Annotated in this window: 22 protein-coding genes and 2 pseudogenes; 18 read left to right on the top strand and 6 right to left on the bottom strand. The window is 57.8% G+C overall.

The genetic code is table 11. From position 1 onward, the window contains the following. Positions 1–13: 13 nt before the first annotated feature. The 15 genes and pseudogenes from NKJ08_RS17680 to NKJ08_RS17610 form a co-directional block, all read left to right on the top strand. Positions 14–469, top strand: a pseudogene (locus tag NKJ08_RS17680) (UPF0758 domain-containing protein); the annotation flags it as partial. 138 nt (positions 470–607) lie between these two features. Next, positions 608–793: a hypothetical protein gene (locus NKJ08_RS17675; protein ID WP_352532329.1), complete on the top strand. Its 186-nt coding sequence runs from the start codon at positions 608–610 to the stop codon at positions 791–793. Beyond that, a complete protein-coding gene (locus tag NKJ08_RS17670) occupies positions 774–2,180 on the top strand; it encodes an AAA family ATPase (RefSeq protein ID WP_352532327.1) in 1,407 nt (468 codons plus the stop codon). The genes NKJ08_RS17675 and NKJ08_RS17670 overlap by 20 nt, the downstream gene beginning before the upstream one ends. Positions 2,181–3,374: 1,194 nt before the next feature. After that, on the top strand, positions 3,375–4,625 hold the full coding sequence (locus tag NKJ08_RS17665) for a hypothetical protein (protein ID WP_352532325.1): 1,251 nt from the start codon (positions 3,375–3,377) through the stop codon (positions 4,623–4,625). A 412-nt stretch (positions 4,626–5,037) separates the two neighbouring features. After that, on the top strand, positions 5,038–5,415 hold the full coding sequence (locus NKJ08_RS17660) for a hypothetical protein (protein WP_352782421.1): 378 nt from the start codon (positions 5,038–5,040) through the stop codon (positions 5,413–5,415). Between the two features lie 2 nt (positions 5,416–5,417). Then, a complete protein-coding gene (locus tag NKJ08_RS17655; RefSeq protein WP_352532321.1) occupies positions 5,418–6,023 on the top strand; it encodes a hypothetical protein in 606 nt (201 codons plus the stop codon). Next, on the top strand, positions 6,013–6,201 hold the full coding sequence (locus NKJ08_RS17650; RefSeq protein ID WP_352532320.1) for a hypothetical protein: 189 nt from the start codon (positions 6,013–6,015) through the stop codon (positions 6,199–6,201). The genes NKJ08_RS17655 and NKJ08_RS17650 overlap by 11 nt, the downstream gene beginning before the upstream one ends. Beyond that, the gene (locus tag NKJ08_RS17645) at positions 6,188–6,760 is read left to right on the top strand and encodes an HK97 family phage prohead protease (RefSeq protein ID WP_352532318.1); all 573 of its coding nucleotides are present in this window, start codon (positions 6,188–6,190) and stop codon (positions 6,758–6,760) included. The genes NKJ08_RS17650 and NKJ08_RS17645 overlap by 14 nt, the downstream gene beginning before the upstream one ends. Before the next feature lie 544 nt (positions 6,761–7,304). Beyond that, positions 7,305–8,198, top strand: coding sequence for a macro domain-containing protein (locus NKJ08_RS17640; protein ID WP_352532316.1), 894 nt, complete (start codon positions 7,305–7,307; stop codon positions 8,196–8,198). Continuing rightward, on the top strand, positions 8,183–9,130 hold the full coding sequence (locus NKJ08_RS17635; protein WP_352532314.1) for a DarT ssDNA thymidine ADP-ribosyltransferase family protein: 948 nt from the start codon (positions 8,183–8,185) through the stop codon (positions 9,128–9,130). The genes NKJ08_RS17640 and NKJ08_RS17635 overlap by 16 nt, the downstream gene beginning before the upstream one ends. Before the next feature lie 790 nt (positions 9,131–9,920). Continuing rightward, positions 9,921–10,220 carry a DUF1236 domain-containing protein gene (locus NKJ08_RS17630; RefSeq protein WP_352525981.1) on the top strand — a complete coding sequence of 100 codons (300 nt, stop codon included), beginning with the start codon at positions 9,921–9,923 and terminating at the stop codon, positions 10,218–10,220. A gap of 182 nt (positions 10,221–10,402) precedes the next feature. Then, positions 10,403–10,606, top strand: a complete 204-nt coding sequence (locus NKJ08_RS17625; protein ID WP_352525983.1) for a CsbD family protein — start codon at positions 10,403–10,405, stop codon at positions 10,604–10,606. A gap of 109 nt (positions 10,607–10,715) precedes the next feature. Next, positions 10,716–11,042 (top strand): hypothetical protein, encoded by a 327-nt coding sequence (locus NKJ08_RS17620; RefSeq protein WP_352525985.1) that lies wholly within the window; start codon positions 10,716–10,718, stop codon positions 11,040–11,042. Between the two features lie 351 nt (positions 11,043–11,393). After that, a complete protein-coding gene (locus tag NKJ08_RS17615) occupies positions 11,394–12,287 on the top strand; it encodes an ATP-dependent DNA ligase (protein WP_352782419.1) in 894 nt (297 codons plus the stop codon). 36 nt (positions 12,288–12,323) lie between these two features. Then, positions 12,324–12,542 carry a hypothetical protein gene (locus tag NKJ08_RS17610; RefSeq protein ID WP_352525989.1) on the top strand — a complete coding sequence of 73 codons (219 nt, stop codon included), beginning with the start codon at positions 12,324–12,326 and terminating at the stop codon, positions 12,540–12,542. Between the two features lie 951 nt (positions 12,543–13,493). Here NKJ08_RS17610 and NKJ08_RS17605 read toward each other — a convergent pair. The 4 genes from NKJ08_RS17605 to NKJ08_RS17590 form a co-directional block, all read right to left on the bottom strand. Continuing rightward, entirely contained in the window at positions 13,494–13,628 is a 135-nt protein-coding gene (locus NKJ08_RS17605; RefSeq protein WP_352525993.1) for a YHYH domain-containing protein, read from the bottom strand. Positions 13,629–14,122: 494 nt separating this feature from the next. Next, positions 14,123–14,497 (bottom strand): hypothetical protein, encoded by a 375-nt coding sequence (locus tag NKJ08_RS17600; RefSeq protein WP_352525994.1) that lies wholly within the window; start codon positions 14,495–14,497, stop codon positions 14,123–14,125. 3 nt (positions 14,498–14,500) lie between these two features. Beyond that, complete coding sequence (locus NKJ08_RS17595; RefSeq protein ID WP_352525996.1) at positions 14,501–14,854, bottom strand: hypothetical protein; 354 nt, start codon at positions 14,852–14,854, stop codon at positions 14,501–14,503. A gap of 184 nt (positions 14,855–15,038) precedes the next feature. After that, positions 15,039–15,524, bottom strand: coding sequence for a helix-turn-helix domain-containing protein (locus NKJ08_RS17590; RefSeq protein WP_352525998.1), 486 nt, complete (start codon positions 15,522–15,524; stop codon positions 15,039–15,041). Between the two features lie 83 nt (positions 15,525–15,607). Here NKJ08_RS17590 and NKJ08_RS17585 point away from each other — a divergent pair, with 83 nt between their 5' ends. The 3 genes and pseudogenes from NKJ08_RS17585 to NKJ08_RS17575 form a co-directional block, all read left to right on the top strand. Then, complete coding sequence (locus NKJ08_RS17585; protein ID WP_352526000.1) at positions 15,608–15,865, top strand: hypothetical protein; 258 nt, start codon at positions 15,608–15,610, stop codon at positions 15,863–15,865. Further along, positions 15,862–17,076 (top strand): site-specific integrase, encoded by a 1,215-nt coding sequence (locus NKJ08_RS17580; protein ID WP_352782416.1) that lies wholly within the window; start codon positions 15,862–15,864, stop codon positions 17,074–17,076. Before NKJ08_RS17585 ends, NKJ08_RS17580 begins: the two co-directional genes overlap by 4 nt. Then, positions 17,052–17,459: pseudogene (locus tag NKJ08_RS17575) on the top strand (JAB domain-containing protein); the annotation flags it as partial. The gene NKJ08_RS17580 and the pseudogene NKJ08_RS17575, both read left to right, overlap by 25 nt. Before the next feature lie 94 nt (positions 17,460–17,553). Here NKJ08_RS17575 and NKJ08_RS17570 read toward each other — a convergent pair. Then, a complete protein-coding gene (locus tag NKJ08_RS17570) occupies positions 17,554–20,133 on the bottom strand; it encodes a bifunctional diguanylate cyclase/phosphodiesterase (RefSeq protein ID WP_352526208.1) in 2,580 nt (859 codons plus the stop codon). 360 nt (positions 20,134–20,493) lie between these two features. Then, the gene (locus tag NKJ08_RS17565; protein ID WP_352495377.1) at positions 20,494–21,360 is read right to left on the bottom strand and encodes a class I SAM-dependent methyltransferase; all 867 of its coding nucleotides are present in this window, start codon (positions 21,358–21,360) and stop codon (positions 20,494–20,496) included. Positions 21,361–21,550: the final 190 nt, after the last annotated feature.

Genomic DNA, 21,550 nt, shown 5'->3' with positions numbered 1-21,550 from the left:
GGTGCGGGCAGCCATGACCGGTGACGATGACGAGCGGGCCTTCTTTCCCGAAAAGCCAATGCGATCGCCCGCCAAGGCAGTGGCCGCCGACAAGCCGCATTATCTCGGCCATCGCGACCGCTTGCGCGAGCGCTTCGCCGCCGGTCCCAACACCCTCCCACACTACGAACTGCTCGAGCTTTTGTTGTTTAGTCTGATCCCGCGCGCCGACACCACGCCGGTCGCCAAGGCATTGCTGGCGCGCTTCGGCACGTTGGCCGAAGTGCTCGGCGCGCCTGTCGAGCGGCTGCAGGAGGTGAAGGGCATCGGCCCGGCGGTGGCGCTCGACCTGAAGGTGGTTGCTGCAACGGCGCAGCGCATGGCGCGCGGCGAGATCGCCGGCCGCGAGCTTTTGTCAACCTGGACGCAGGTTCTCGAATACTGCCGGTCGGTCATGGCCTTCGAGGAGCGGGAGCAGTTCCGCATCCTGTGACAAGCCATTGATTTTATTGGTCGGCGTCCCTGCATAGCCGGCGACGTCCTCCTAGCAATAGGAACTCTCAACTTGCAAATTTTAGCAATCCGGCCGGAAACGGGCGGGCGAACGCTGGCGCGCTTCGACCTTCAATTGGTCGACGGCGTGCGGCTCTACAACTTGAAACTGACGGAAAAACACGACGGCAAGCGGCGCGTCTTTGCGCCATCCGCCTTCGGCATCGCCGCAGCAACATTCACTACTGAAATCGCCGAACAGATTGTGCGCGCAGCGAGCGACGCATTGGGAGAGATACCGAGTGAACATTCCGCAGCCTGAAGTAGATCCTTACGACTTCTCATGGACTAACCTTCGACGCATTTGCGATGGGCCAACACTACCCCTCCCGCCTGGCGAAACGATCAAGGCTGTGATGGAAAAATACCCGCTCGTGAAGGCTCAGATTTCGGAAAAAGTGCTGGATCGCATGGAAGCGCGTGCCGCGGCGGCGGAATTAGAGGCCGCTGACGAAGTGGCAAAGGCGGCGACGCCGAAGATCGCCCCCGTCAAGATCCACGCCACTGCATTCGAACTGCGTGACCCCGCCAGCCTGCCTGAACGCGATTGGCTGTTCGGGCGCCATTACATCCGAAAATATGCGACGGCATCCGTAGGCCCTGGTGGCGGCGGCAAAACCGCCCATTCCATCAGCGAGACATTAGCCATGGTAACTGGACGCCCCTTGCTTGACCCGGACGGCCCGCTCACTAAGCCGTTGCGGGTGTGGTGGGTGAATGCAGAAGACCCTCAAGACGAAATAGACCGCCGTTTCCACGCCGCCGCGAAGCACTTCAAGGTCACCGCAGGTCAAATTGACGGTCGCCTGTTCACCGACTCCGGCCGTGACCAGGAGTTCGTTATTGCCCGCACAGAGGGTCGAGATCTGAAAATCGCCGAGCCTTTTGTTGCGGCGATGGTAGCGGAGATCAAACGACGTGAGATCGACGTCGTTATTGTCGACCCTTTCGTGTCGACACATGAGGCGCAAGAAAACGACAACTCCGCCATGCAGCGCGTGACCGCCGCATGGGTGCGCGTCGCCGATGAGGCGAATTGCGGTGTGGAACTCGTGCATCATGTCGCGAAGAACCAAGGCGAGATCACTGCAGACAGCGCTCGAGGCGGCGGAGCCTTCAAAGACAAAGTGCGCTCCATGCGCGTGTTCAACGCTATGACTGCTGCCGAGGGCGAGAAGGCTGGCGTTGACGACCCGCGCTCGTATTTCCGCCTAGACTTCGGCAAAGTGAACATGGTGGCCTCTGGGCGTTCGCAGTGGCGCAGGTTCATCTCTGTGCCGCTCGGCAATGGCGGCATCTTCAGCTCGGGTGATGAAATTGGCGTCGTTGAGCCGTGGCGATGGCCTTCGTCAGACGTGCTAGCCGAGCGGCAAGCCGAAGCCAGAATGTCGGTCGTGGCTGAGGTACCTGTCGACACGCTCTCTGGATTGAAGGTGAGGCTTGACGCGGCTGCCTACAAGGCCGACCCGAAGGGTAAGCCGTGGGCAGGCGACCTTGTCATGGAACTAACCGGAGCTACCGACCGGAAAGAGGCCAAGGCAATGCTCGAAGCGTGGGTTGAGATGGGCGAACTGGAGGTGGTGGAGGAGTACGACGCCACCGCCCGAAAGCCCCGAAACTTCATAAAGCCGACAAGTGCGCCAACGTAAAAAGTGTTGGCGCAAACCCGTTGGCGCATCGTCGCAAATCACGGTGCGCCGACGACCAACCCCTTTAAGGGTGGTCGTCGCGCGCATGAGTGAGAGAAAAAATAGTGTTGGCGCAAATGGCCTAATCGGCGCAGGCGTCGGCGCAGGATGAGAGAAACGAGAAAAACACGGATTGGAGGAGATGCGCCATGAACCTTGCACCCCGCTCAACGAGCGTCACCAGCACTACGGAGAGCGCCAAACCATTCCGCGGCAGGCGCGTGTCATGGAAGGAGTTCTATTCGCTGCGGCCTGACTTGCGGCCTGCCAATGATAACGAGCGGAGGTGTACGGCCGGCAGGGCCGACTACGTTCGGCCGGCGAAATGACACGTGGGCAACTCGCGACCTCGCCTTGGTTTTCCAGATCGGCACGAGGTGCCAGTGACACCTACTCAAACTCGAGTAGGGATCCGGTTGTCGTCCTCGCCGATCGAAGTGGACGGCTAGGCCTTCATCGACCGCAGCCAATACAGCGTAACGCTCAATCTGCTCGTCGGAAAGCTCGCAGTCTAGGACTTTGTCTCGCACTGCTTGAACTGCCGAAAAGGTAGAAACGATGCGTCCGGCGGCACAAAAGCAGAGATATCCCTCGACAGCGTCAATGACGTCGTCGGGAACAATAAAGTTAAAATAGCGCAAATTAGATGTGGTGGAAGCTACGCGGTTTAGCATTTCGCCTTCAGTAAGCCCCAGCAGACGCTGGCGCCGAAAAAGAAAAATTAGCAAGAACTATTTGGGCGACGCGGGGTTTTATCCACCGTTTTCTTGGGGGATAGGGGCGTTCCGATATCCACCACATCACGACTCGGCAATACCCGCCATGTGCTCATTCGGACATTTAATTCCGGGTTTTGATTAATTGGGAAATCAAAACTGGGTCATTTACAATATCTAGTGCCTTCGATCGTCAGAAGCCCACAATCTTGACACGCAAGGCGAAAACGCCTATAATTTGAAATTGTGTGGGCCCCATCTCCGCATAACTGCCAGTAAGACCGGCGCCGCTTTGGCGTTGATGACGACCGGCCTGGCCGGAACGGCGCCTCGAGCGCCCCAAGCATCCCTTCCGAACTTTGATTGGCAGTCGGCGCATTGCCGTCGGATTCTGCCCGGCCTGGCGGCCGGGTTCTTCAAACCTGGGGAATCTCACAACATGACCATGGAAACCGGCGCCATGCGCGCCAATGTGCCTACCTTGGACCGACCGGCGGCCGTGTCGATAGGGCATAGATTCTATACAAGGCCGGCCGCGCTGAAATGGCGAGCCGGCAACGACAACACCAAAATCAACAAACTGACGTGGGCGCAATTTGCAGACCGCATTGCTGACAAGGCGTCGGAAGAGGCTGCCATCGCGGCTGGGAAGCCCGTGCCGCCAACAATGGCACGCAAGCCTGCCCGCTCCACAGAGAAGCCGGAAGCTGAGGAATTGGCAGATTGGCATTACTGGATTGGTGCGCGACGCAAGGCTGATAACGACAATGAACCGCATAGGGCAGTGACGCGGACAAACGACGGCCCGTGCGCTGATTACATTGCTCGGCAAGCCAACCCCGGCACGTCGCGCAACTACGAGGGCGATATCTTCTCAAGGCTGGTCGCGGACGGCGAGCATGACGCGGCTCTTGTCCTGCGCTCGGTGAGTGCGCTGCTTTCGCCTGCCGAAATGGACGCCGCCAATGACAACTATTACGTCGAGGATGCAGAGAATGAGATAGGGGAAGGCTTTGGCCTGGATTACCGGATGGAGCAGGAGAAGGCGGGGGACGTAATCGAGACATACACAGAGACCGGCAAACTCCCCCGAGGCCGGTTCGAATTTCGGCAGCGCTCAGGTAATCCAGGCGGGAAGATATCCGCGGAGCAGCGTCGTTCCGAAAAAGCCGGACTGCACTTCGACAGATATTTGGCGCTGAGGGGCGTCTCAGACTTGCCGGCACAGGAATACCATTCAGACGGAGAAGCGCCGTGGTGGCGCTCCCATGCACAGAAGAGTGCACGCGCCACAGCCGAGCTTACCGCAGCCTGCGATAGGACGGATTGGAAAAAGGTTACATGGACGCGCTTCGCGCCGATGGGCGCCCGCGTTTACGGGTCGCTCAGCATCTACTCGGAGATGAAGGGAGTGGGTACCGGCCAGACTAGCGCACCGCAGCAGAGCGCCGTGCATGAGATATTCCGTCGGCACGCTGAACAGGAGTTCCGGGAAAAGATGCCTGGCCGTTCCATGCGCATTATCGATGCAGCGTTGCGGCGGTATGGCTACACAAAGATTGCGGGCGACGAGAAGCTGTCGCGCAATGGCGCCAGGAAGGCCGTCAAGGCCGCTTTGCGCGAAGCGTGGGCCGTGCTGACCAGCATTACGGAAGAAAAAAAGCCAGAAGAAAAAAAGATGGCGGCATAGGTGCCGTTTTCGGCCCTCCCATTCCGGTAGAAATAGGAGGTCACAAAACCTCCACCAGTTTAGCGCCGTCCCCCAGGTCGGTGCTTAGCCGGGTCAGCGTCGCCAGCGCGCCGGCACCCCGCCATTGCGTGAGTAGGCCAGGCGGGTCCATTTCCGTGCAGCGCCGGAATAGCGGCCTTCGATTGAGCGTCGTCTTGTCGGAGGCCGCACCCCTTTTTGCGCCAAAACTAGCCATTTTCGAAAATAGAAAGGCAAACCAAATGCCAACGACCACAGAGGCTGTGGACGTGCTTTCCGCACGTACCGGCTTCGACAAACCCCGTGTCCGCGCCGTTGCGCGCGCGCTCACAGATGCTGGGCGCCTCCCGCCTGGCGCCCCAGCCAAATCACCGGTTCTCAACTCGGCCACGTTGTGGATCTGCTCATCGGCAGTGCTGTTGACGTGCCGCTGCGTGCCGTCGCCGACACTGTCGTGAGCTATCGCGAACTGACGCCGGCTGGCGCTCCGATCGACGTACTTCCTGCGAGCCTTCAGTACTCGGCCGGCAACTATCTGGACGCGCTCGCCGATCTTGCCGCGGACGGTTCTGACGACGTGCGCAGAGCCAAACTCGAGTTTGTGAGCAACTGGAAGGAACTTGCCGTCCATCAACCAGATGGCACGATCAGCCGCTTTGTTGAGCCTGGCGCAATAGCTTCAAATTGGCAGCACGCCGGCCACCGTCGTTCGACTGCAATCAACGGAGCGGCCTTTGCCGATGCCGTCAGTGATCTTTTCGCAGGAGCATGAGCATGGGACTTCTCAAAAAATCGGAACCGACCAAACTAGAATCGCCGACTCAGGCTCCCACACCTTTCGTTATGCCGTCACTTGAAGATTCCTCGCCCGCGTATGCAGCGCTGCTTGCAAAACGGTTGGAACTCAGCGTTTCCCGCGGCGATCTTCAGACCGAGCGTCGCAAGCTGGACAAAGAGATTGCGGCCGATACGTCTAAAGCGCTGCGGCCTGCTATCGCGAATCTGCTGGGCGACGACGAAGATTCGAAGTCGCATAATTTCAAGCGCATCACAGAGATTCACCGTGCTGTGGCCGACATCGATGTCGCGCTGGATGTTTTGCGTGAACGTATTGCCGTTGAGCGCGGGAAGGCTAGCAGGATCGTCTGTAATGCTGTTCGACCTGAATACCAGAAGCGGGCGGCTGTTGTCGCCAAAGCATTAGAAACTGTTCAGGCTGCGCGAGCCTCCTATGACGACTTACGCAACCAGTTTGAGGCCGAAGACATCTCGTGGGGGTCTCTTGGACCGCTGACTCTTGGCTGGCTTGGCGACCCTCGCGACGGCCATATTCCGCGCTTCCTGAACGACGTCCGGGAGGCTGGTTATCATGGCGCTTGAACGGGCGGACGCGAAGACAGGCAAGGTTAAGCGCCAGGTGACACTGAATGGCAAAGCCCTCGATCTCGGTGACGCTTCTGCTGCTGACATCGCACGGGCAATCATGCGCAGAAAGACTGCCAAGCGCGAAGAGCGGCTGCTTGCTGCCGAGGCTAAGGTTCGCAATGCAGTTAGGTGAAATAGAGACCCGAACTGCGGAAATCGGGGCGGCGTCTGGCAGCGCTATCGAAGGCTTGGCTGTCGTCTACAATGCGAAGGCCAACATCGCAGGACTGTTCATTGAACAGTTTGCCCCTGGCTGCCTCACCAAGTCGATAAGAAGCCGGGACGTGTTGGCGCTAATGGCACATGATAGCGGGCGTGTACTCGGACGCACTAGCAGCGGGACACTGCGGCTAACCGACACCAGCCGCGGCCTGGCATTCGAGTTGGATCCTGCGATTGACACACCGGACGGCGCCGCCGCGAAAGGCCTGGTTGGTCGCGCCGATCTTAAGGGTGTCTCGCCGGGCTTCTATGTCATTAAAGAGGCATGGGATGACAACGGGCCGGTGCCGTTGCGAACCATCATCGAGGCCGAACTACTCGAGATCAGCATCGTTGGCATGCCAGCCTATGAGGACACGACGGCTGCATTGAGGTCGCTAGATGCCCACCGCAAGGCGGGCAACCAGAGCGCCGCCCTCGAACGCCTCAGGCGCAAGGCTGAGGCGATGCACCGGATGCGAGGCATCTAAGAACTCCATTGAACTGTATCCAAATTTCGAGTTTTGCGGATGCAACAATTTTCGTACCGAGCCGGCCCTTGCGGCGGTCGACCTAGAACGGCAACCACCCCTGGTGGGGTGGGTCACGATCTGTAGCCCATCAGCCCCATACCGGCTGCCAAGCCTAACGTTATCGCTTTTACAGGAATTCCCTCGCGTGCGCGCAAGCGCGCGAGGTGGCAGCGCAAAATAACCTGCAAAACCTGCGGCGTCGCGTGCGCGATTGCCGAGACGGTTTTTGGCGGCTGAACACTGACGTCGTGAAGCACCCCCCACGGGGGTCATGATGGACTTGGCGGCGTTCAGTGAAACTACCGGTTCGCCCCCATTGCGCACATAATTCCAATTGAAATGTTGAGGGTATGGTTGACGAGCCCGACTGCTGCGCGGCAGAGTTTTCTTTGAACCAGGCCTTAACCACGCCAAAGACAGAAGCGACAACATGCGAGAATCGTGCTATTCATCGCCACGATGTTCTCCTAATGTTCCGCTAGCATGCTAGCCGAGGATACACATGATCACATATTTGGAGAGTAGCGTTTTTGAGTCGCCGGCTCAAACGCTGGTAAACACCGTGAACACGGTGGGAGTCATGGGCAAGGGTATAGCAAAGGAGTTCAAGAGCCGCTATCCGCGGATGTATTCTGAATACCGTGAACTCTGCGATCAGAGGGCACTCAACGTCGGTCAAATCCATCTTTGGCGTTCAGATACCAGATGGGTCTTAAATTTCCCCACCAAGACGACGTGGAAGCTTCCCTCGAAGATCGAGTACATCCAGCAAGGCTTGGCCAAATTCGTGGATTCATATAAGGCGCTAAGCATCAGCTCGGCGTCTTTTCCTCCACTCGGGTGCGGCAACGGCAATCTCGAATGGAGCGAAGTTCGTCCCATCATGGAGGACTACCTATCTAGGGTAGACATTCCGATATATATCCATGATGTCCAAGTGGCGGCGGATTTCGTCGCCGAACACAGAGCCCCTGCGAGCGTCCCCCAAGACTTTACCGCGTTTTCAAAGGACATCGGAAAGCTTACGAAGGGCCGCAAATTTTCGACTTCCCGTGACAGCCATTTTAGTGCTGAGCTGTTGGCAGACAATTCCGTGATGGTTCAGCACGAGACTGGAAAAAGGGAGCGCATCGACCAAGATTTGCTCGAGGCTGCGTGGGTACGCCTTCGCGAGCGACTGCTGTCGTTTGAAAATTTTTCGGATGAGAAATCCCGGCGGTTGAAGGGTTACCTGTTTCCGATCTTAGCAGAATTGCCCTATGTCCGCAGCGTTAAAATCAAGGCTGGCCAAGCAGGATCAAATCGCGCCGAGGCACTTTTCATCGATAGGGATCAGAAGAGCCCCTATTCAAGCGCGTCCACCTCCAGGGATAGCCAGGAATGGCTATTTCAATAGCGCGAGCTGAACGTCACATCACCGAGTGGAGTGAAGAGCTTGCGCGCTACCCTTCGCGTAACGGGTGGGTTAGCTGCCTATTTCATGCCTGTCAGATCGAAACCGCGGCGGAAATAGTGCGGCAGCGCCGGGTCGTTTGTCGGCAGAACGTGCCGGTTGTCCTTTGCGATGTAGCTAACCAGGGCGCCCTGTGGAATAACCCATCTGCACATGAATTTGTTAGGCTCTATTTTCGGCCAAAGAATAGTTTTCACTTTAAAACCGAAGGCATCAAATCATCCATCGATCCATATCGGATAAATCCCCACATGGCGATCCCTGTGATGCTAGTGTTCGATTTGACATCCGTATTAACTCTCAATGAAAGCTACTTCGTATCTGGAAATTTTGCATCACAGGCGCTTGCGCCATTACAGGGGGACAACAACTTCAACCTGCTTAATTTTCAGTATATTTATCATGACTCTGGCGTCTCGCCAGAAATGAAGCAGACGATTCATGATGCTCGGATGGCCGAAGTTGTAGTTAGGAATGAACTCTCACTGGCGCACCTGAAGGCGGTTGTCTGCCGGACAATCCATGAAGAGAGGATGCTTAGACACCTACTCCGGGCTTCGGACGTTTCCGACATTCGGTTTGCAGTTGAGAAGGGTGGCGCATTATTTCTGCGCCGTGGCAGCTACATTACTGAGCTGTATACGCGAGATGGCCAAGTTCATTTTGACTTCACGGCTCCATCTACAGCGCGAAAGGATAAGTACTCAGTGGCCGTCGCTTGCGGGAACAGTCGCTTCGCATTCTCGCTTGAGCCCAAAGCTTGGCGAGTCCCGCAGATCGTCAACCGCGATCCGGCGGCCGAATGGAAGATCGAAATTGAGGGCTGCACGGCCTACGTAGGTCCGGTTTCGGCCACTGGTCCGATCGTCAGATAGATCAGACTTAGTTTTCTGCCTTCATCTCGGCCGCTCTCGATGCGGCCTTTTAATTTTTAGGAACCCACCAATGACCCTCAACTCTGTAACCGCCCGTTTCGGCGGTCGCGACCTCACGTACTGACCGGCAACGTCAACTTATACCTGCCGAGCTTGGCCAACGCAGCAGCCGCGACAACGGCCGCAGGAATGGCTGGCGCGGCCGTCGGAGTCGACGCCTTCCGAAGGCGACTACCAAATTGTGCCAATCCGCTGCATTTGGGCGACGAACTGGGCACGCTGCGGATGCTCGACTCCCCCGAGCAATCTGTGATGGGGCATTGCCGCGGCGCTGAATGGGGCGGCTGCCGACGCTCAACTAGAGGCTTCCAACCACCGGTTGGTAGACGAGATCAGCGACGGCGTCGCGAAATCGGCGATCTCGCGAAGGAAATTGCGCGAGGGAAGTGATCCGCGCCCTTCCTGAGCGGGATCCTGGTACAATACCCCATGGCCGTCCGAATAGCGGTTGTTTTAGCGCTTCTTTTCGCCTTCGCCTACGGTTTCGCCCATCTCGTGAAACACTATGGCGGCGTTGGCGACCGGCCCTCTCCCTGTGAAAAATTGCCACATCCTGATTGTCCTGATCCAAGCGCGCCTCCTCAGGAAAAAACCAAGCCTTGAGCTGGCGCGTGTGTGTTGGGTTCGCGCAAACTGCCAGTGGAACAAGAATTGCTCCGCACCGTTCAAGGTAAGCAACCCGTCGCGGCAGCAATCAAGCACCGCAGCGGAAACTTGCTTGGAGGTTAAAATGCGAAAGCAACTTTCATCGGCTGCGGCAGGTATCCTTTTGCTAGTTGGTGTCAGCGCCGCCGCCGCTCAGGACGTCATCATTCAGCCTGAGCAGGATACTGTGATTCGAGAGTACGTGAAAAAGAAGCCGATGGCATCCTTGAGCCTTCCGGGCGTGGAGCTCAACATCGGCACGGCTCTGCCTGATACTGTTGAGCTTTACGAGGTGCCAGACGTTCAGTACCGCTACGTGATCGTTGACGGACGAACCGTCTTGGTCGATCCGGGTACGCGCAAGATTGTGAAGGTCTACGACTGACTCGAACTCTTCACGCGAAGCCCGCCGTGCCGGAAGGTCCGGCGGGCTTTCTTGCACTCAGGCGTGGGTGCAAACGGTTCATGACCCGGCTCTGCGGCATCGGGAGGCCTTTCGCTTCCGAGAACCAAAACCGGCGTCGATCGTTTCCTAATTAGGCGATCCCCGCTTTATGGAGAAAAACCATGGACTGGAACCGCGTTGAAGGAAACTGGAAGCAGGTCAAAGGCAAGGTTAAGGAACAGTGGGGCAAGCTCACTGATGACGATCTTGACCGAATTGCCGGCAAGCGCGACCAGCTCGAAGGCAAAATTCAGGAACGCTACGGCATCGAAAAGGACAAGGTCCGCTCCGATGTCGACGACTGGTACAGCCGCCAATCGTGGTAGCGCCCTAAGTGTGCTCGTCGCCATATTGGCGGCGGGCGTCGCTGAGTGTTCATTCACCGAAGGCGTCGCTGAGCCGCCACGTTGCTGCGGTTGCCGGCTTCCAATTCGGATGATTACTGCAATCGATAGTTCCGGCATCCCGGCAGGCGATGAGGTCGATAGTTTCGTCATCGCGCCGCCCTCAGGAGCTCGGTCCGAGGCGGTGTTGCGCGAGGTCGAAGCATTCCTGAAGGGCTGCTTCCCGGAATATGATTTTCTCGCAAACGGTGACGGCGTGCCGTTCCAAGACGACTACCAGGTTGTGCCGATCCGCTGCGTTTGTGGCGACGAGCCGGGTACGCATCGCCTTCTCGGTTATCCCGACCAGTCCGTGATGATGGGCATCGCCGCCGCCTTGAAAGGTTTCAGGCTCGGCCTACCGCCAGCGCTGAATTAGCGGCTTCCAACCGGCGGTTGGTAGACGCGTTGCCGCTGTTGCGCTTAGGGTCGCTTACGGTCTGCGCTCACTCGGCAAAGCCCACCCCCCTGCATCCCCCCGCCTGGTGCAAAGCGCTTGATCGGTCCCGCCGTTCTGGCAGTGCGGCGGGACTTTTTTGCGTCAAGCTGGAACACGGCGCGAGGGGACGATTCGGTACGCGCAGCAAGCCCCTCCCTCATACGATTGCTGCAAAGATCGGTAGTGTCTCCGATCCGGCCCGCGTCTCCTCCATCCAGAGACGCGAGCTTTGCGCTCACGGAACCGAATCGTTCAAATTTTATTGAATCGGGTTGGTTGCGTGGAGTTTGTATGGCCGAAGGGCTGGCCTTTATCCCGCCGATGGAACCTAAGCTCGTCGCCAAGCCGCCCGAGGGCGCCGGATGGACTCACGAAGTCAAGTTCGACGGCTACCGCTCACAGATCATCATCGACGCCGGCAACGTACGCATCTTCACCCGCCGCGGCCTTGACTGGACCTCGAAATACCGCGACCTCGCCGCGACTGCCAAAACGCTAGACGTCGAGAACGCAATCATCGACGGCGAAATCATCGTGCTCAATGACAAGGGCCTGTCGGACTTTGCCCAGCTGCGCAAGGCGATCACGCGGCGCCAGCATGACCTCTACTTCGTCGCCTTCGACCTGCTGCACCTCAACGGCCTTGATCTGCGAGAGATGGCGCTGGAAGAGCGTCGATATCTCCTCGCCGGCATCATCCCGCCCGATATCCGCACCCAGTTCAGCCAGGCGCTGCCGGGCGAGGCAAACGCCATATATCACCTCGTCGACCAAGCTGGTCTCGAGGGGATGTTGTCGAACCGGATTGACAGTAGATACATCAGCGGCCCGACCACCAACTGGCTGAAGGCCAAGTGCTACGCAATTGGCGAGTTCGAACTGCTCGGCATCGAGCGCGAGCAAGGCAAACCGGCATTCGCCCTGATGGCCGATCCCGGCACGCGAAAATATGTCGGCAGCGCTTTCGTCAGCGTCAATCGCGAGATGCGCGAGCGACTGTGGAAGCGGTGCAAGAGCATGCTGGCCCGCCGCCGAATGGCATGCCAAGCGGCCTTCAACGCAGTGGGTGAAGCCGGGAATCAAGGTCCGCATCAAGTACCTGAGAGGCGAGGAAGACCTGCGGCATGCATCGCTGCAGGATTTTTGGGAGGAGGAGTGAGCCATGTTGCGTCCATCGACTCGTAGTGCTTTGCTGTTCACCTCATTGGGGAGGGGAATCATATGCGCAACTGGGGCGGATGGCTCGCAGCGATTCTTTTTATCGTCCTACTAAACGTCGGCGCGAATATCATCGCCCAGAAAGTGTACCCGACACTGACTCGCGACGGCACGGGTCGCAGGATTGCATACCGAGTCGTTTTCGTCGGATCGTTGTTTGCTCTCTTGGCGGCTTGCGTGTTGGTGTTGCTCGCTTTCGAAGCTGCCGGATACCGGATGTGATCACTGCCGCGCTGCTACTCGCCGGCTATCTCACCATCTTGGCATATAAGCCTCTCGACGGTTTCAATGATCGCCTTGGCGAGGGCCTCGCCCTCATGGATAGTTCCGGGCCATAGAGCAGAAGGACGGCTTCCTCGCTCGGCAGCACGCCGGCCGGGCAGGTCTCTTCAATGGCCATGCGAACCAGCTTGAGCGCAGCCCAGGCGTTTCGGATATTCTCGTCCATCCCTCGCTCGCGCTGATCGGCGGAAGGGGCCCGATCTCGACGACCTTGGTTCCGTCGGGCGTGGAGCCATCCTTCGGTCCGAGCGTGAACAGCCAGACCTTGCCTGCGACCTCCGCCGCAAGCGAGGTCGGGCTTGCAGCGCCCTGGGCCTGCGCAAGCGTCGGGAAACTCTCCAGCCGCCAGTCATTGGCCGTGTGAAGCATCTGCGCGGCGAGGACGACTTGCGGCACGCGTCGTTGCAGGATTTCAGGGACGAAGGAACTACGGAATGAGCACCCGCGGTACGAACTTCTTGCACAAAAGGCTGAGCACGGCCTGCCTGAGAGCCATCTGCCTGCACAAAGGTAGCATTGTCTTAGCTCCAGATGAACGTGAGGAAGAAACCGCCAATAGCAATTGCCGAGATGACATTGGGCCACCATACGGCATCGTGGGCCGGTTTGGCTGGCTTGTACCTGTGCCCCGTGCGGGGCAGCAGGTCCGGATCATAGCGCACGTGGCGCTTGGGGTCGTATTTGATTGGCCGTTTCATCGCGGGCCTTGACCACCAGCAAGCTTAAGAGGAGGCGCTGTGCTGGCTGACCAAAAACTTGCGCCCAAGGCAACGGGATAGCATCATTCGAACGAACACTGTTCGTCATGACGAGGAGGGAAGTGAATGCGGTCGGCGGCGCTTTCAAAGCTCTTCCGCAACAGATAGGCGGGTCATTCAGAGGGCCGCATAGTCAGTGGCAGTGGTAGTCGCCTGTCTTGTGGTTCTTGTGGCAACCATTGCTGTCGGTGCCGCCGCTGTGTGCATAGGCGCTGGTCGCAAAAGCCAAGGTCAAAGCCGCCAATACGGCCAGAATTGCAGATTTCATTTTAGCCCTCCCTTAATTAATCTGCACCAAAGTATCTTTGCAGGAGAGGTCCAAGCAACTTGCCGGACGCGCGCTAGATCGGGGGCCGGCGCCAAGATCGAAGAGATCACGCCGAAGGTGAAGAGCTAGCCTGTCAGTTTAGTGAAGTCGTGGCGCCGCGCGCGAACATGTGCCAGCAAATTCGTTTCGTTTACGACCCCTGATTGAAAGAGATTCAGCGTGGTCAAGGCCAGAATCTGACCGTCTATCGGGGTGCTGTACCATTTGGCGTCCGCGGTTACCTGGTCGACAACCCGCTGGCAGATCGCCCGATCTTTAGGTCTAAGGAACTGACTTTTCAGTGCTCGTAGCATCTCGATGCCTTGAAACGGGGAGTCACCTGCCTCCCGCGCGATACCTATGCGTGGTCTCCGAGCATGGACCCTAAACGCATTCAGACAGAAAATTGCCATTCGTTTGAGTGGTACCGATGTCGCGTGGATAAGCGGCGGTCATCAAGGGTAATTCGCCTTCTTGCCGCCGTCTTGACTGCTTGGATTGAGATGTAGCTCCTTCGGAAGTGGTAGGCTCGAACATCGCATGTGCATCTCACGTGCGAACAGCTTACGTTGCTTTTCTTGGTTGGCGTCAGCCGATGCGGCGAGCGGTAACCCGAACGGGCCGAGTAAGAGACCAGACGCCACGCCGATGGCCATCCGCTCTCCTACCTTGTCGTCATAGCCGAGAGCCGCAAGGCGAATCTGCTTGCAGTCCGGCGAGTCCCATTTTGGATCTTGTTGAGAGAGCGTCGTGGCATAGTCGGCAGGTGTTGTTGTGCATCCGGCAAGCGCCACAACGGCCACGATGGCGGTGGTGAGATGGACCTTCATAGCTCAAGCTCCGCTATCTTTGCCGAACTTGAACGTCGCAGTCGTGCCGTCGCTAAATGTTCCCGTCCCCGCGCCGCCCATCAGGTCGGGATTTCTCAAAATGTGAATTGTGCCTTTTCGGCCATCCGTACAAGTGAATTCAACAGTGAGTTGCCTCGCCGTGGAAAACTGATCGTACTTGCCTGTGCAAAGCACTCCGGATTGATTGGTGACGACGAATTTTCCTTCGGAAAGAGAAGCCGTTGCCTGTCCGTAGAACTTTTCGCCATTTGATGTGCTGCCGGATGCAGGCACCGAAACGCTTCCACACCCCGTCAGCATCAGAGCCGCTGACAGCGCCGCAAATTTATTCTTCATGATTCCCCCCGTTCCCCTGCGCAGCAAATGTGCACGGGCAACGGAGGAAGTCTAGTTGCTGCTAGGGGACAAACGATCTATCTTGCACATGGCATCTCGGAGCGGACGTGCTGGTTTCGGCAAGATCAGCTTCGACGCTTCGAGGCCAGAGCGCGCCCTGAATTTGATAATAGGGGCGCGCTTTTTATTTGGCCAGTTTCACGCCCGTGCCATTGATGAACTCGATGCCGGCGGCCTCGAGTGCGGTACGGATGGCGGCCTTGGCGTCATCGGATATCGTCCCCCTGCGCTGCTTCTCGAAATCGACAATTGTGGACAGACCAAGCTTAGCCGCATCGGCTAACTTCGGTTGCGTCCAGTCAAGAAGGGCGCGGGCGGCACGGCATTGCAAGGGCGTCATGGTTATCAACATTTTCTGTTGACGCAGGTTTGCGTCAGGCGTATCAACATATTCGGTTGATAGCCGTAACGCAACGAGGAGAATCAGATGCGCGGGCAGACAGTTAACGACAGCAGCAGAATGAGACACGTGTACAGCGTGTCGAGGGTGAATGAACGTGGCATCCCAGTTGAATGGATCGGAAAGGCGGCCGACCTCGAGACGGCGACCGAAGCCGCTAACGCCATGGGTCCCGACTACGTTGCGGGGACTTGGAGTTACCGCGCGCATTGACCGCCTTGCGCGACCTACGACAAAGCCCCGCCCAGTGCGGGGTTCTTTCTACCGCCCACACGTCCGCCGAGGAGAACCGCATGAGCCGCACCGCTGCAAATGACAATACGCCCCTATATCTCTCCGAGGCAACGATCGCGCAGCGCGTGCTAGGGGCCAAATCCAAGGTGCAATGGGCAGCCGTTGCCGCAGTGTGGGAGCGCGAAGGCTTGCCCCGCGTCGATCCCATTACTGGCTATCGCTATTGGCCTGCCGTGCGCGCGTTTCTGGACAGACGACACGGTCTCCACCAATCTCACCTTCCGACATCCGTTGACGGCGTGGAGAACTGGTCGTGAGCGATTTTCCTGGCCTCAAGCGAAAGCGTAACAAGGACGGCACCGTCCGTGAATATTGGGAAGCCCGCGGGGACCTAGCAAGGCGCGGGTTCCGCCCCTCAAGCATTCGTCTTCACTATCCGGAAACCGCAGAAGGTCGGGAGCATCTGTCGGCCCGCTGCCACCTCCTTCAGGCTCAAATGCTCGAATGGGCGACGCACGAGAGTCACGGCGCCCCCAGCTTTGACGGCTCGTTGACGAGCCTGTCACGCCTTTTCCAGACGAACGAAGACTCTCCATACCGATCGATGAAATGGAACAGCCGGGAGAATGTCACCAAGTGCCTCGTCATCATCGAGAGCACAGTCGGCTCGCGCCATGTTGGAAAACTCCTCGGACCCGATTTCAAGCGCTGGCACAGGCAATGGGGCGAACCGAAAGAGCCGACAGAGAAAGAATCCAATCCCCCTCCCCGGCCGTGGCGCGCGAAACACTGCATGGATGCCGTGCGGCAGTTGATTAGCTACGGTGTGACGCTGGGTTATGACGACTGCTTCCGCGCAGACACCATCTTGTCGAAGATCCGTTTCTCGACGCCACCTGCCCGCAAATCGGTCATGACTGCCGAACATGTCGAAGCCATTCGCAAGACCGCCCATGCTGAGGGCTGGCCGTCGATCGCCCTAGCCACCGTTTTGCAGTTCGAACTGACCATGCGCCAGAAGGACGTGATCGGTGAGTGGGAGCCGGTTCAAGACGCTAAGGGCGGAATACTTCATCGCGATACACGATGGGCCAACGGAATGGTCTGGTCGGACATTGGCGCCGACATGGTCTTGCGCAAAACGCATACGAAAACAGGTTTTGCAGTCGAGCACGACCTCAAACTCCACCCGATGGTGTTGGAAGAAGTCGCTCGCGTGCCGCTAGAGAAGCGCGTCGGGCCGATGATCTTGGCTGAGACGACCGGCGAGCCCTACAAGCATCGCAAGTTCACTGAGCGTTGGCGCAAGATAGCGGACAAGGCTGGCTTGCCACGGCATGTATGGAATATGGACGCACGAGCCGGAGCCATCACTGAGGCTTACGATCTTGGCGCGACCGAAACCGACGTCATGAAATCGGCGGGCCACAAGAACCGGCAGACTAGTGCTCGGTACAACCGCGGCACCATCGAACAGACGAGCCGCGTTGCTCAGCTGCGTCTGGCGAAACGAAACAAGAATCCCTGATAGGGGACGCGCGGGGGACGTTTGAGGGACGTCTTCCGCAAGCCATTGAAAAGAAGAAGGAAACGAAAGGAGGGAAACACATCCGCATCCTGTTCCTCGACAAGAAGAACGCACTGATCGCCGACGAAGTGCAGCAGGTCGGCACCGTTGACCACACGCCGGTCTATCCGCGCGAGGTGGTCAGGCGCGCCTTGGAGCTCTCGGCGACGGCGATTATTCTAGCTCACAACCATCCATCGGGCGATCCGACGCCGTCGCGCGCCGACATCGAGATGACCAAGCTGATCATCGAGACGGCCAAACCGCTTGGCATTGCCGTTCACGATCACATCATCATCGGCAGGAAAGGCCATTCCAGCATGAAGGGCCTGCTGCTTATTTGATTATTTGAGGGTTGTTGTTACCGGCCTGGCCTGCCACGCGCATATTGATGCGACGCTCAACGCCGATCGCGCCGGTAAATGCGGGGACTCACGCTCAGCTGGCTGTGCGCAGCCGCCGGGATCGAACAAAGGCCTTTAGTCCGTCGGAATCGAGCGCGTAGCCGAAGGCATAACCCTGCAACATGTCGCAGCCCAGGCCTTTGAGTATCCGTGCGTGCTGCATCGTCTCGACACCTTCCGCCACGACCTCGATACCCAAGGACTTGCCGATGTCAATGATTGACGAGACAACCTGCCTTCTTTGCGGCGATTTGACGATTGGGGTGACCAGCTGCCGATCTATCTTTAGCCGGCGAGGCTGCAACTTGAGCAAACTGACTATCGAAGCGTAACCGGTGCCAAAATCATCTATTTCGATGTCAATCCCGAGTTCTTTTATCTGCTCGATATTCCAGGTGACAAGGTCGTCGTTTTCGTCCAGGAAAATTGACTCAACAAGCTCGAATGAAACTGTCCCTTTTTTGATATTTTGTTCTCGCAAGCTCTTGATGAGCTCCTCATCTTGAAGGCGTCGCGCCGAAACATTGACCGATACCCGCGGAATGTGGAGTCCAGCATCGGACCATTCTTTGAAGTCCAAAAGCGACTGCTTCAATATGGCTTGGTCGATGATCGATACCACATTCAGTTCTTCCGCAATTCTCAGGAAGACATCGGGCGCCAAAATACCCTTTTCTGGATGTCTCCACCTCGCCAGCGCCTCAACCCCAACGATTTCGAGCGTCTTTGCGTCAAATTGGGGCTGGTAGAAGGGGATGAACTCGTTGCGCTCAAGGCCGCCGAGAATTTCGTCGGCAATCCGCTTTGTATCGACGATTTCGCTTTGCATCGCGTCGGTGAAGAATTCGTATCGATTGCGCCCACGCCTCTTTGCTCGGTAAAGCGCGATATCGGCGTTTACCAGCAGGTGTTTGGCTTCGATATTTTTTCCGTTGTCGACTGCGATTCCCACGCTGACACCAAAACGGCATCGATGGCCCTGGTAGTAGACCGGTTCGCGCATCTGGCTGATGACGCGGTCAGCGAGCAGCGCCAGTTGCTTGGTATCGTCGCGCACCACGCACAGAACGATGAATTCGTCTCCTCCGATGCGGGCGACGAATCCCTCGTCGCCGACCTTCGATCTGAGGACTGTTGACGCGTGAACCAACATTGCGTCACCGGCGGCGTGGCCCAGCGTATCATTGATGTGCTTGAACCGATCCAGATCGATGTGAAGCAGTGCCGCATGCCCGCCTGAGCGCCTGGCGTTTGCCGCGTAATCTTCCAGTACCTGGTCGAGGTAACGCCGGTTGGGCAAGCCGGTCAACGAGTCATGAAGCGCGATGTGCTCTATGCGCGCTTTGGCCGACTCGAGTTCTGCATTTTTCGACTCGGACAGCTGTTTTGCGCGAAGCAGATCCTGGTTCAGCAGGACATCGGCTGTAACGTCCCATTCCGCGCCGATCATTTTTGGAGTGTTGTTTGCGACCCGGTAAACGATCGCCTTGGACCGGACATGACGGACCTCGCCATCCGGACGCACAATCCGGTACTCCGACAAATATGGTCGTCCGCTGGCCACCGCGCTGTCGAAATCTGCGTTGGCGGTAGCCAAATCATCTGGGTGGATTGCACCCGCCCAGTCTATGTAGCCCCGGTGCTCCCCGGTTGATTTGCCATATATCTCATTTACGCGATCATCCCACGTAAGGTCGTTGGTCGCGAGATCGTGTTCCCAAACCCCAATAGCCGAGGCTTCCAGAGCGAGTTCCAGGCGTCGTGACAATCGACGCAATTCCGCATAATTGCGCTGTCTTTCGCCGATCAGGCGACCTGTGACCAGGAAGGGGAACACAACCAAGGCCCCGGCCGTCGCCATGATCGCGCGCAACAACCATGCGTTACTTGGCGTCGAAGGCCAGCCATTTTTGGGAATGGCCGCGATCTGCCACGAACCGGACGGGAGCAAAACGTCGGCCGTCACCGGATCGCTTTTGCCGATCCGCTCATTGCCGTAGAATTGGTCTCCATTTTGGCCGAGAGCGTCCCTGCCGATCAGCGCTATGTCAATCCCGAGATCGTCGTCAAGCAGCCCGCTCGCCCGATAGAGACGCTGCACGTCGACAACGGCGGAAATGATGCCCCAGAACCTTTCCGTATTGCCCGCGCTCCGCACGAAAACCGGAAAGCGACCGATAAAGCCTTGTCCTCCCTGCTTCAGATCGACGGGACCGGCAAGCACCAGCTTGCGTTCGTCTCGCGCCCTTAGCGCAGCCGCACGCTGCCGCTCGTTCTTGCGGTAATCGAGGCCCATCGCCTGCTCGTTACCCTCCATCGGGTACATCAGGGAAACGACCAGATCGGGCGCGCCGGCAATATTGTTCAATTGCGAGTCCGCGCCAAACAGATTACTCGCCAGCGAAGCGAAGCGTTGCTGTCCCATATAGGGCTCAGTTACGACCGCAGCGACCAGTCCATGCACGAGTTGAAGGTTTCCGTTGATATTGCCTTCGAGCTTGGCGCGGATGAGGTTGACCTTGGTCAGCACGTCCGCACGGACGGCCTGGTCCGAGACGATCTTGTTCTGGTGCTCCGCGAACGCTGCGCTGATAAGGATGACGACAAACGCGATCGCCGCCGGAATATTTGCCGACGAAAAGACGGCCTCCTTAATGCCGCCGAACCTAGCGCGGAAAAAAGCCAATAGGCGATTCCTCAATTGCCATTTCAGGTTCTCGGGTCGATCCGATGAGGAATATTAGCGTTCAATGTTTAATTTGACCTTCACACTCCTGAAAAATTTCGCATTTCCGACGGCTGACGCCGGCTGTTATGTCGACATCGACACCACCGCCCGCGCGATGTTGAAGGCAGGCTGCATGAAGCGGACCAACATGAAACGAGATCAGCCTTGCTCGGAAGACCGTAGACACGAGCGCCATTGCACACCTCGATGCTCCGACCCGAGTACGTCAAGAGCATTGACCTTGGGCTAGTGGCCCTCAATCGACTTGTGAGACACAAGATATGGTATCTTGCCGACGCTCCGCTTCGTCGCGCCAATGGAATAGGCCATCGGTATCTTGGGAGAGTTCTCTGGCAGGCCGTACATATCCTTGCCGGCCCGCACTGCAAATGAAAAGTGCTGCCACGAAACCGTGTCATGCTCATTGAGAAAATCGAGCGTCAGACCAGCTGAAATCAGCGCGTTCACCACGTCACTGATCGGGTGGATCCACTCATAATAGCGAGGATGCTTCAAGATGCGGTCATCGCCGGTGTAGGTCAGTTCCTCGTTCCAGGCGAGCGGCCGAGCTATCGGCGTTCGCCAGTCGTGCTTCAACTCCAGAGCCGCGGCCTTTCGATTGCACTGAAACATCAATGGATGGCCCTCTGCCATGTAGAGCCGGCCGCCGGGTCGCAGGAGATCGGCAACCACCCGCGCCCAACGGAACACGTCGTCCAGCCAGTTTACCGAACCCCAGGTAACGTAAGCGATGTCAAAGGTCCGGCCCAGAGCTTCGACCGCCTCGAACAGTGGCGCTTCCACGAAACGCACGTCGGTGCCTGCCTTCGCAGCGAAATCCCGCGCCGCCGCGATCGCCGCGGGTGAAAAGTCGAGGCCGGTCACGCTGCCCGCACCAAGATTCTTCAAGCTGATTGTGTCAAGGCCGATGTGACACTGCAGGTGGACGATATCCTTGCCGGCAATATCGCCGACCTCGCGCGTTTCCAGCTCATAGAGATTGGATCCGCCTGCCAGCACATTCTCGATGTGGTAGCTGCCCGTTGTGTCGGTCGAGTGCAGTTCGGCCCGATCATCCCAATTAAGGCGGTTCGCACCCAGAAACGGTTCCAAATTCCCCCCACTCCCAGCCCGGACTGACGCATGGTAAACAAGTCGTTAAGATACCTTTGCAGCGAAAGTATCGCGCGTCAATCCGGACCGGTCGTCTCTCAAACACGCTTCGGCGGCAACCAAGACGAGCAAGAGCTTCCCGTTGCCAACTTATTTTGTCCCAAGCCTATAATTGTGCCGTTCGTGCTCG

It is taken from the genome of Mesorhizobium sp. M0244 (assembly GCF_040321795.1).
Taxonomy (GTDB): Bacteria; Pseudomonadota; Alphaproteobacteria; order Rhizobiales; family Rhizobiaceae; genus Mesorhizobium.
This window is presented reverse-complemented; position numbering and strand designations above follow the sequence as displayed.

Coding starts and splice junctions, on each gene's coding strand:
- NKJ08_RS17665 (WP_352532325.1), top strand. CDS start 3,375: ATGACCATGGAAACCGGCGCCATGCGCGCCAATGTGCCTACCTTGGAC.
- NKJ08_RS17655 (WP_352532321.1), top strand. CDS start 5,418: ATGGGACTTCTCAAAAAATCGGAACCGACCAAACTAGAATCGCCGACT.
- NKJ08_RS17650 (WP_352532320.1), top strand. CDS start 6,013: ATGGCGCTTGAACGGGCGGACGCGAAGACAGGCAAGGTTAAGCGCCAG.
- NKJ08_RS17645 (WP_352532318.1), top strand. CDS start 6,188: ATGCAGTTAGGTGAAATAGAGACCCGAACTGCGGAAATCGGGGCGGCG.
- NKJ08_RS17640 (WP_352532316.1), top strand. CDS start 7,305: ATGATCACATATTTGGAGAGTAGCGTTTTTGAGTCGCCGGCTCAAACG.
- NKJ08_RS17635 (WP_352532314.1), top strand. CDS start 8,183: ATGGCTATTTCAATAGCGCGAGCTGAACGTCACATCACCGAGTGGAGT.
- NKJ08_RS17630 (WP_352525981.1), top strand. CDS start 9,921: ATGCGAAAGCAACTTTCATCGGCTGCGGCAGGTATCCTTTTGCTAGTT.
- NKJ08_RS17625 (WP_352525983.1), top strand. CDS start 10,403: ATGGACTGGAACCGCGTTGAAGGAAACTGGAAGCAGGTCAAAGGCAAG.
- NKJ08_RS17620 (WP_352525985.1), top strand. CDS start 10,716: ATGATTACTGCAATCGATAGTTCCGGCATCCCGGCAGGCGATGAGGTC.
- NKJ08_RS17615 (WP_352782419.1), top strand. CDS start 11,394: ATGGCCGAAGGGCTGGCCTTTATCCCGCCGATGGAACCTAAGCTCGTC.
- NKJ08_RS17610 (WP_352525989.1), top strand. CDS start 12,324: ATGCGCAACTGGGGCGGATGGCTCGCAGCGATTCTTTTTATCGTCCTA.
- NKJ08_RS17605 (WP_352525993.1), bottom strand. CDS start 13,628: ATGAAATCTGCAATTCTGGCCGTATTGGCGGCTTTGACCTTGGCTTTT.
- NKJ08_RS17600 (WP_352525994.1), bottom strand. CDS start 14,497: ATGAAGGTCCATCTCACCACCGCCATCGTGGCCGTTGTGGCGCTTGCC.
- NKJ08_RS17595 (WP_352525996.1), bottom strand. CDS start 14,854: ATGAAGAATAAATTTGCGGCGCTGTCAGCGGCTCTGATGCTGACGGGG.
- NKJ08_RS17590 (WP_352525998.1), bottom strand. CDS start 15,524: ATGCGCGCGGTAACTCCAAGTCCCCGCAACGTAGTCGGGACCCATGGC.
- NKJ08_RS17585 (WP_352526000.1), top strand. CDS start 15,608: ATGAGCCGCACCGCTGCAAATGACAATACGCCCCTATATCTCTCCGAG.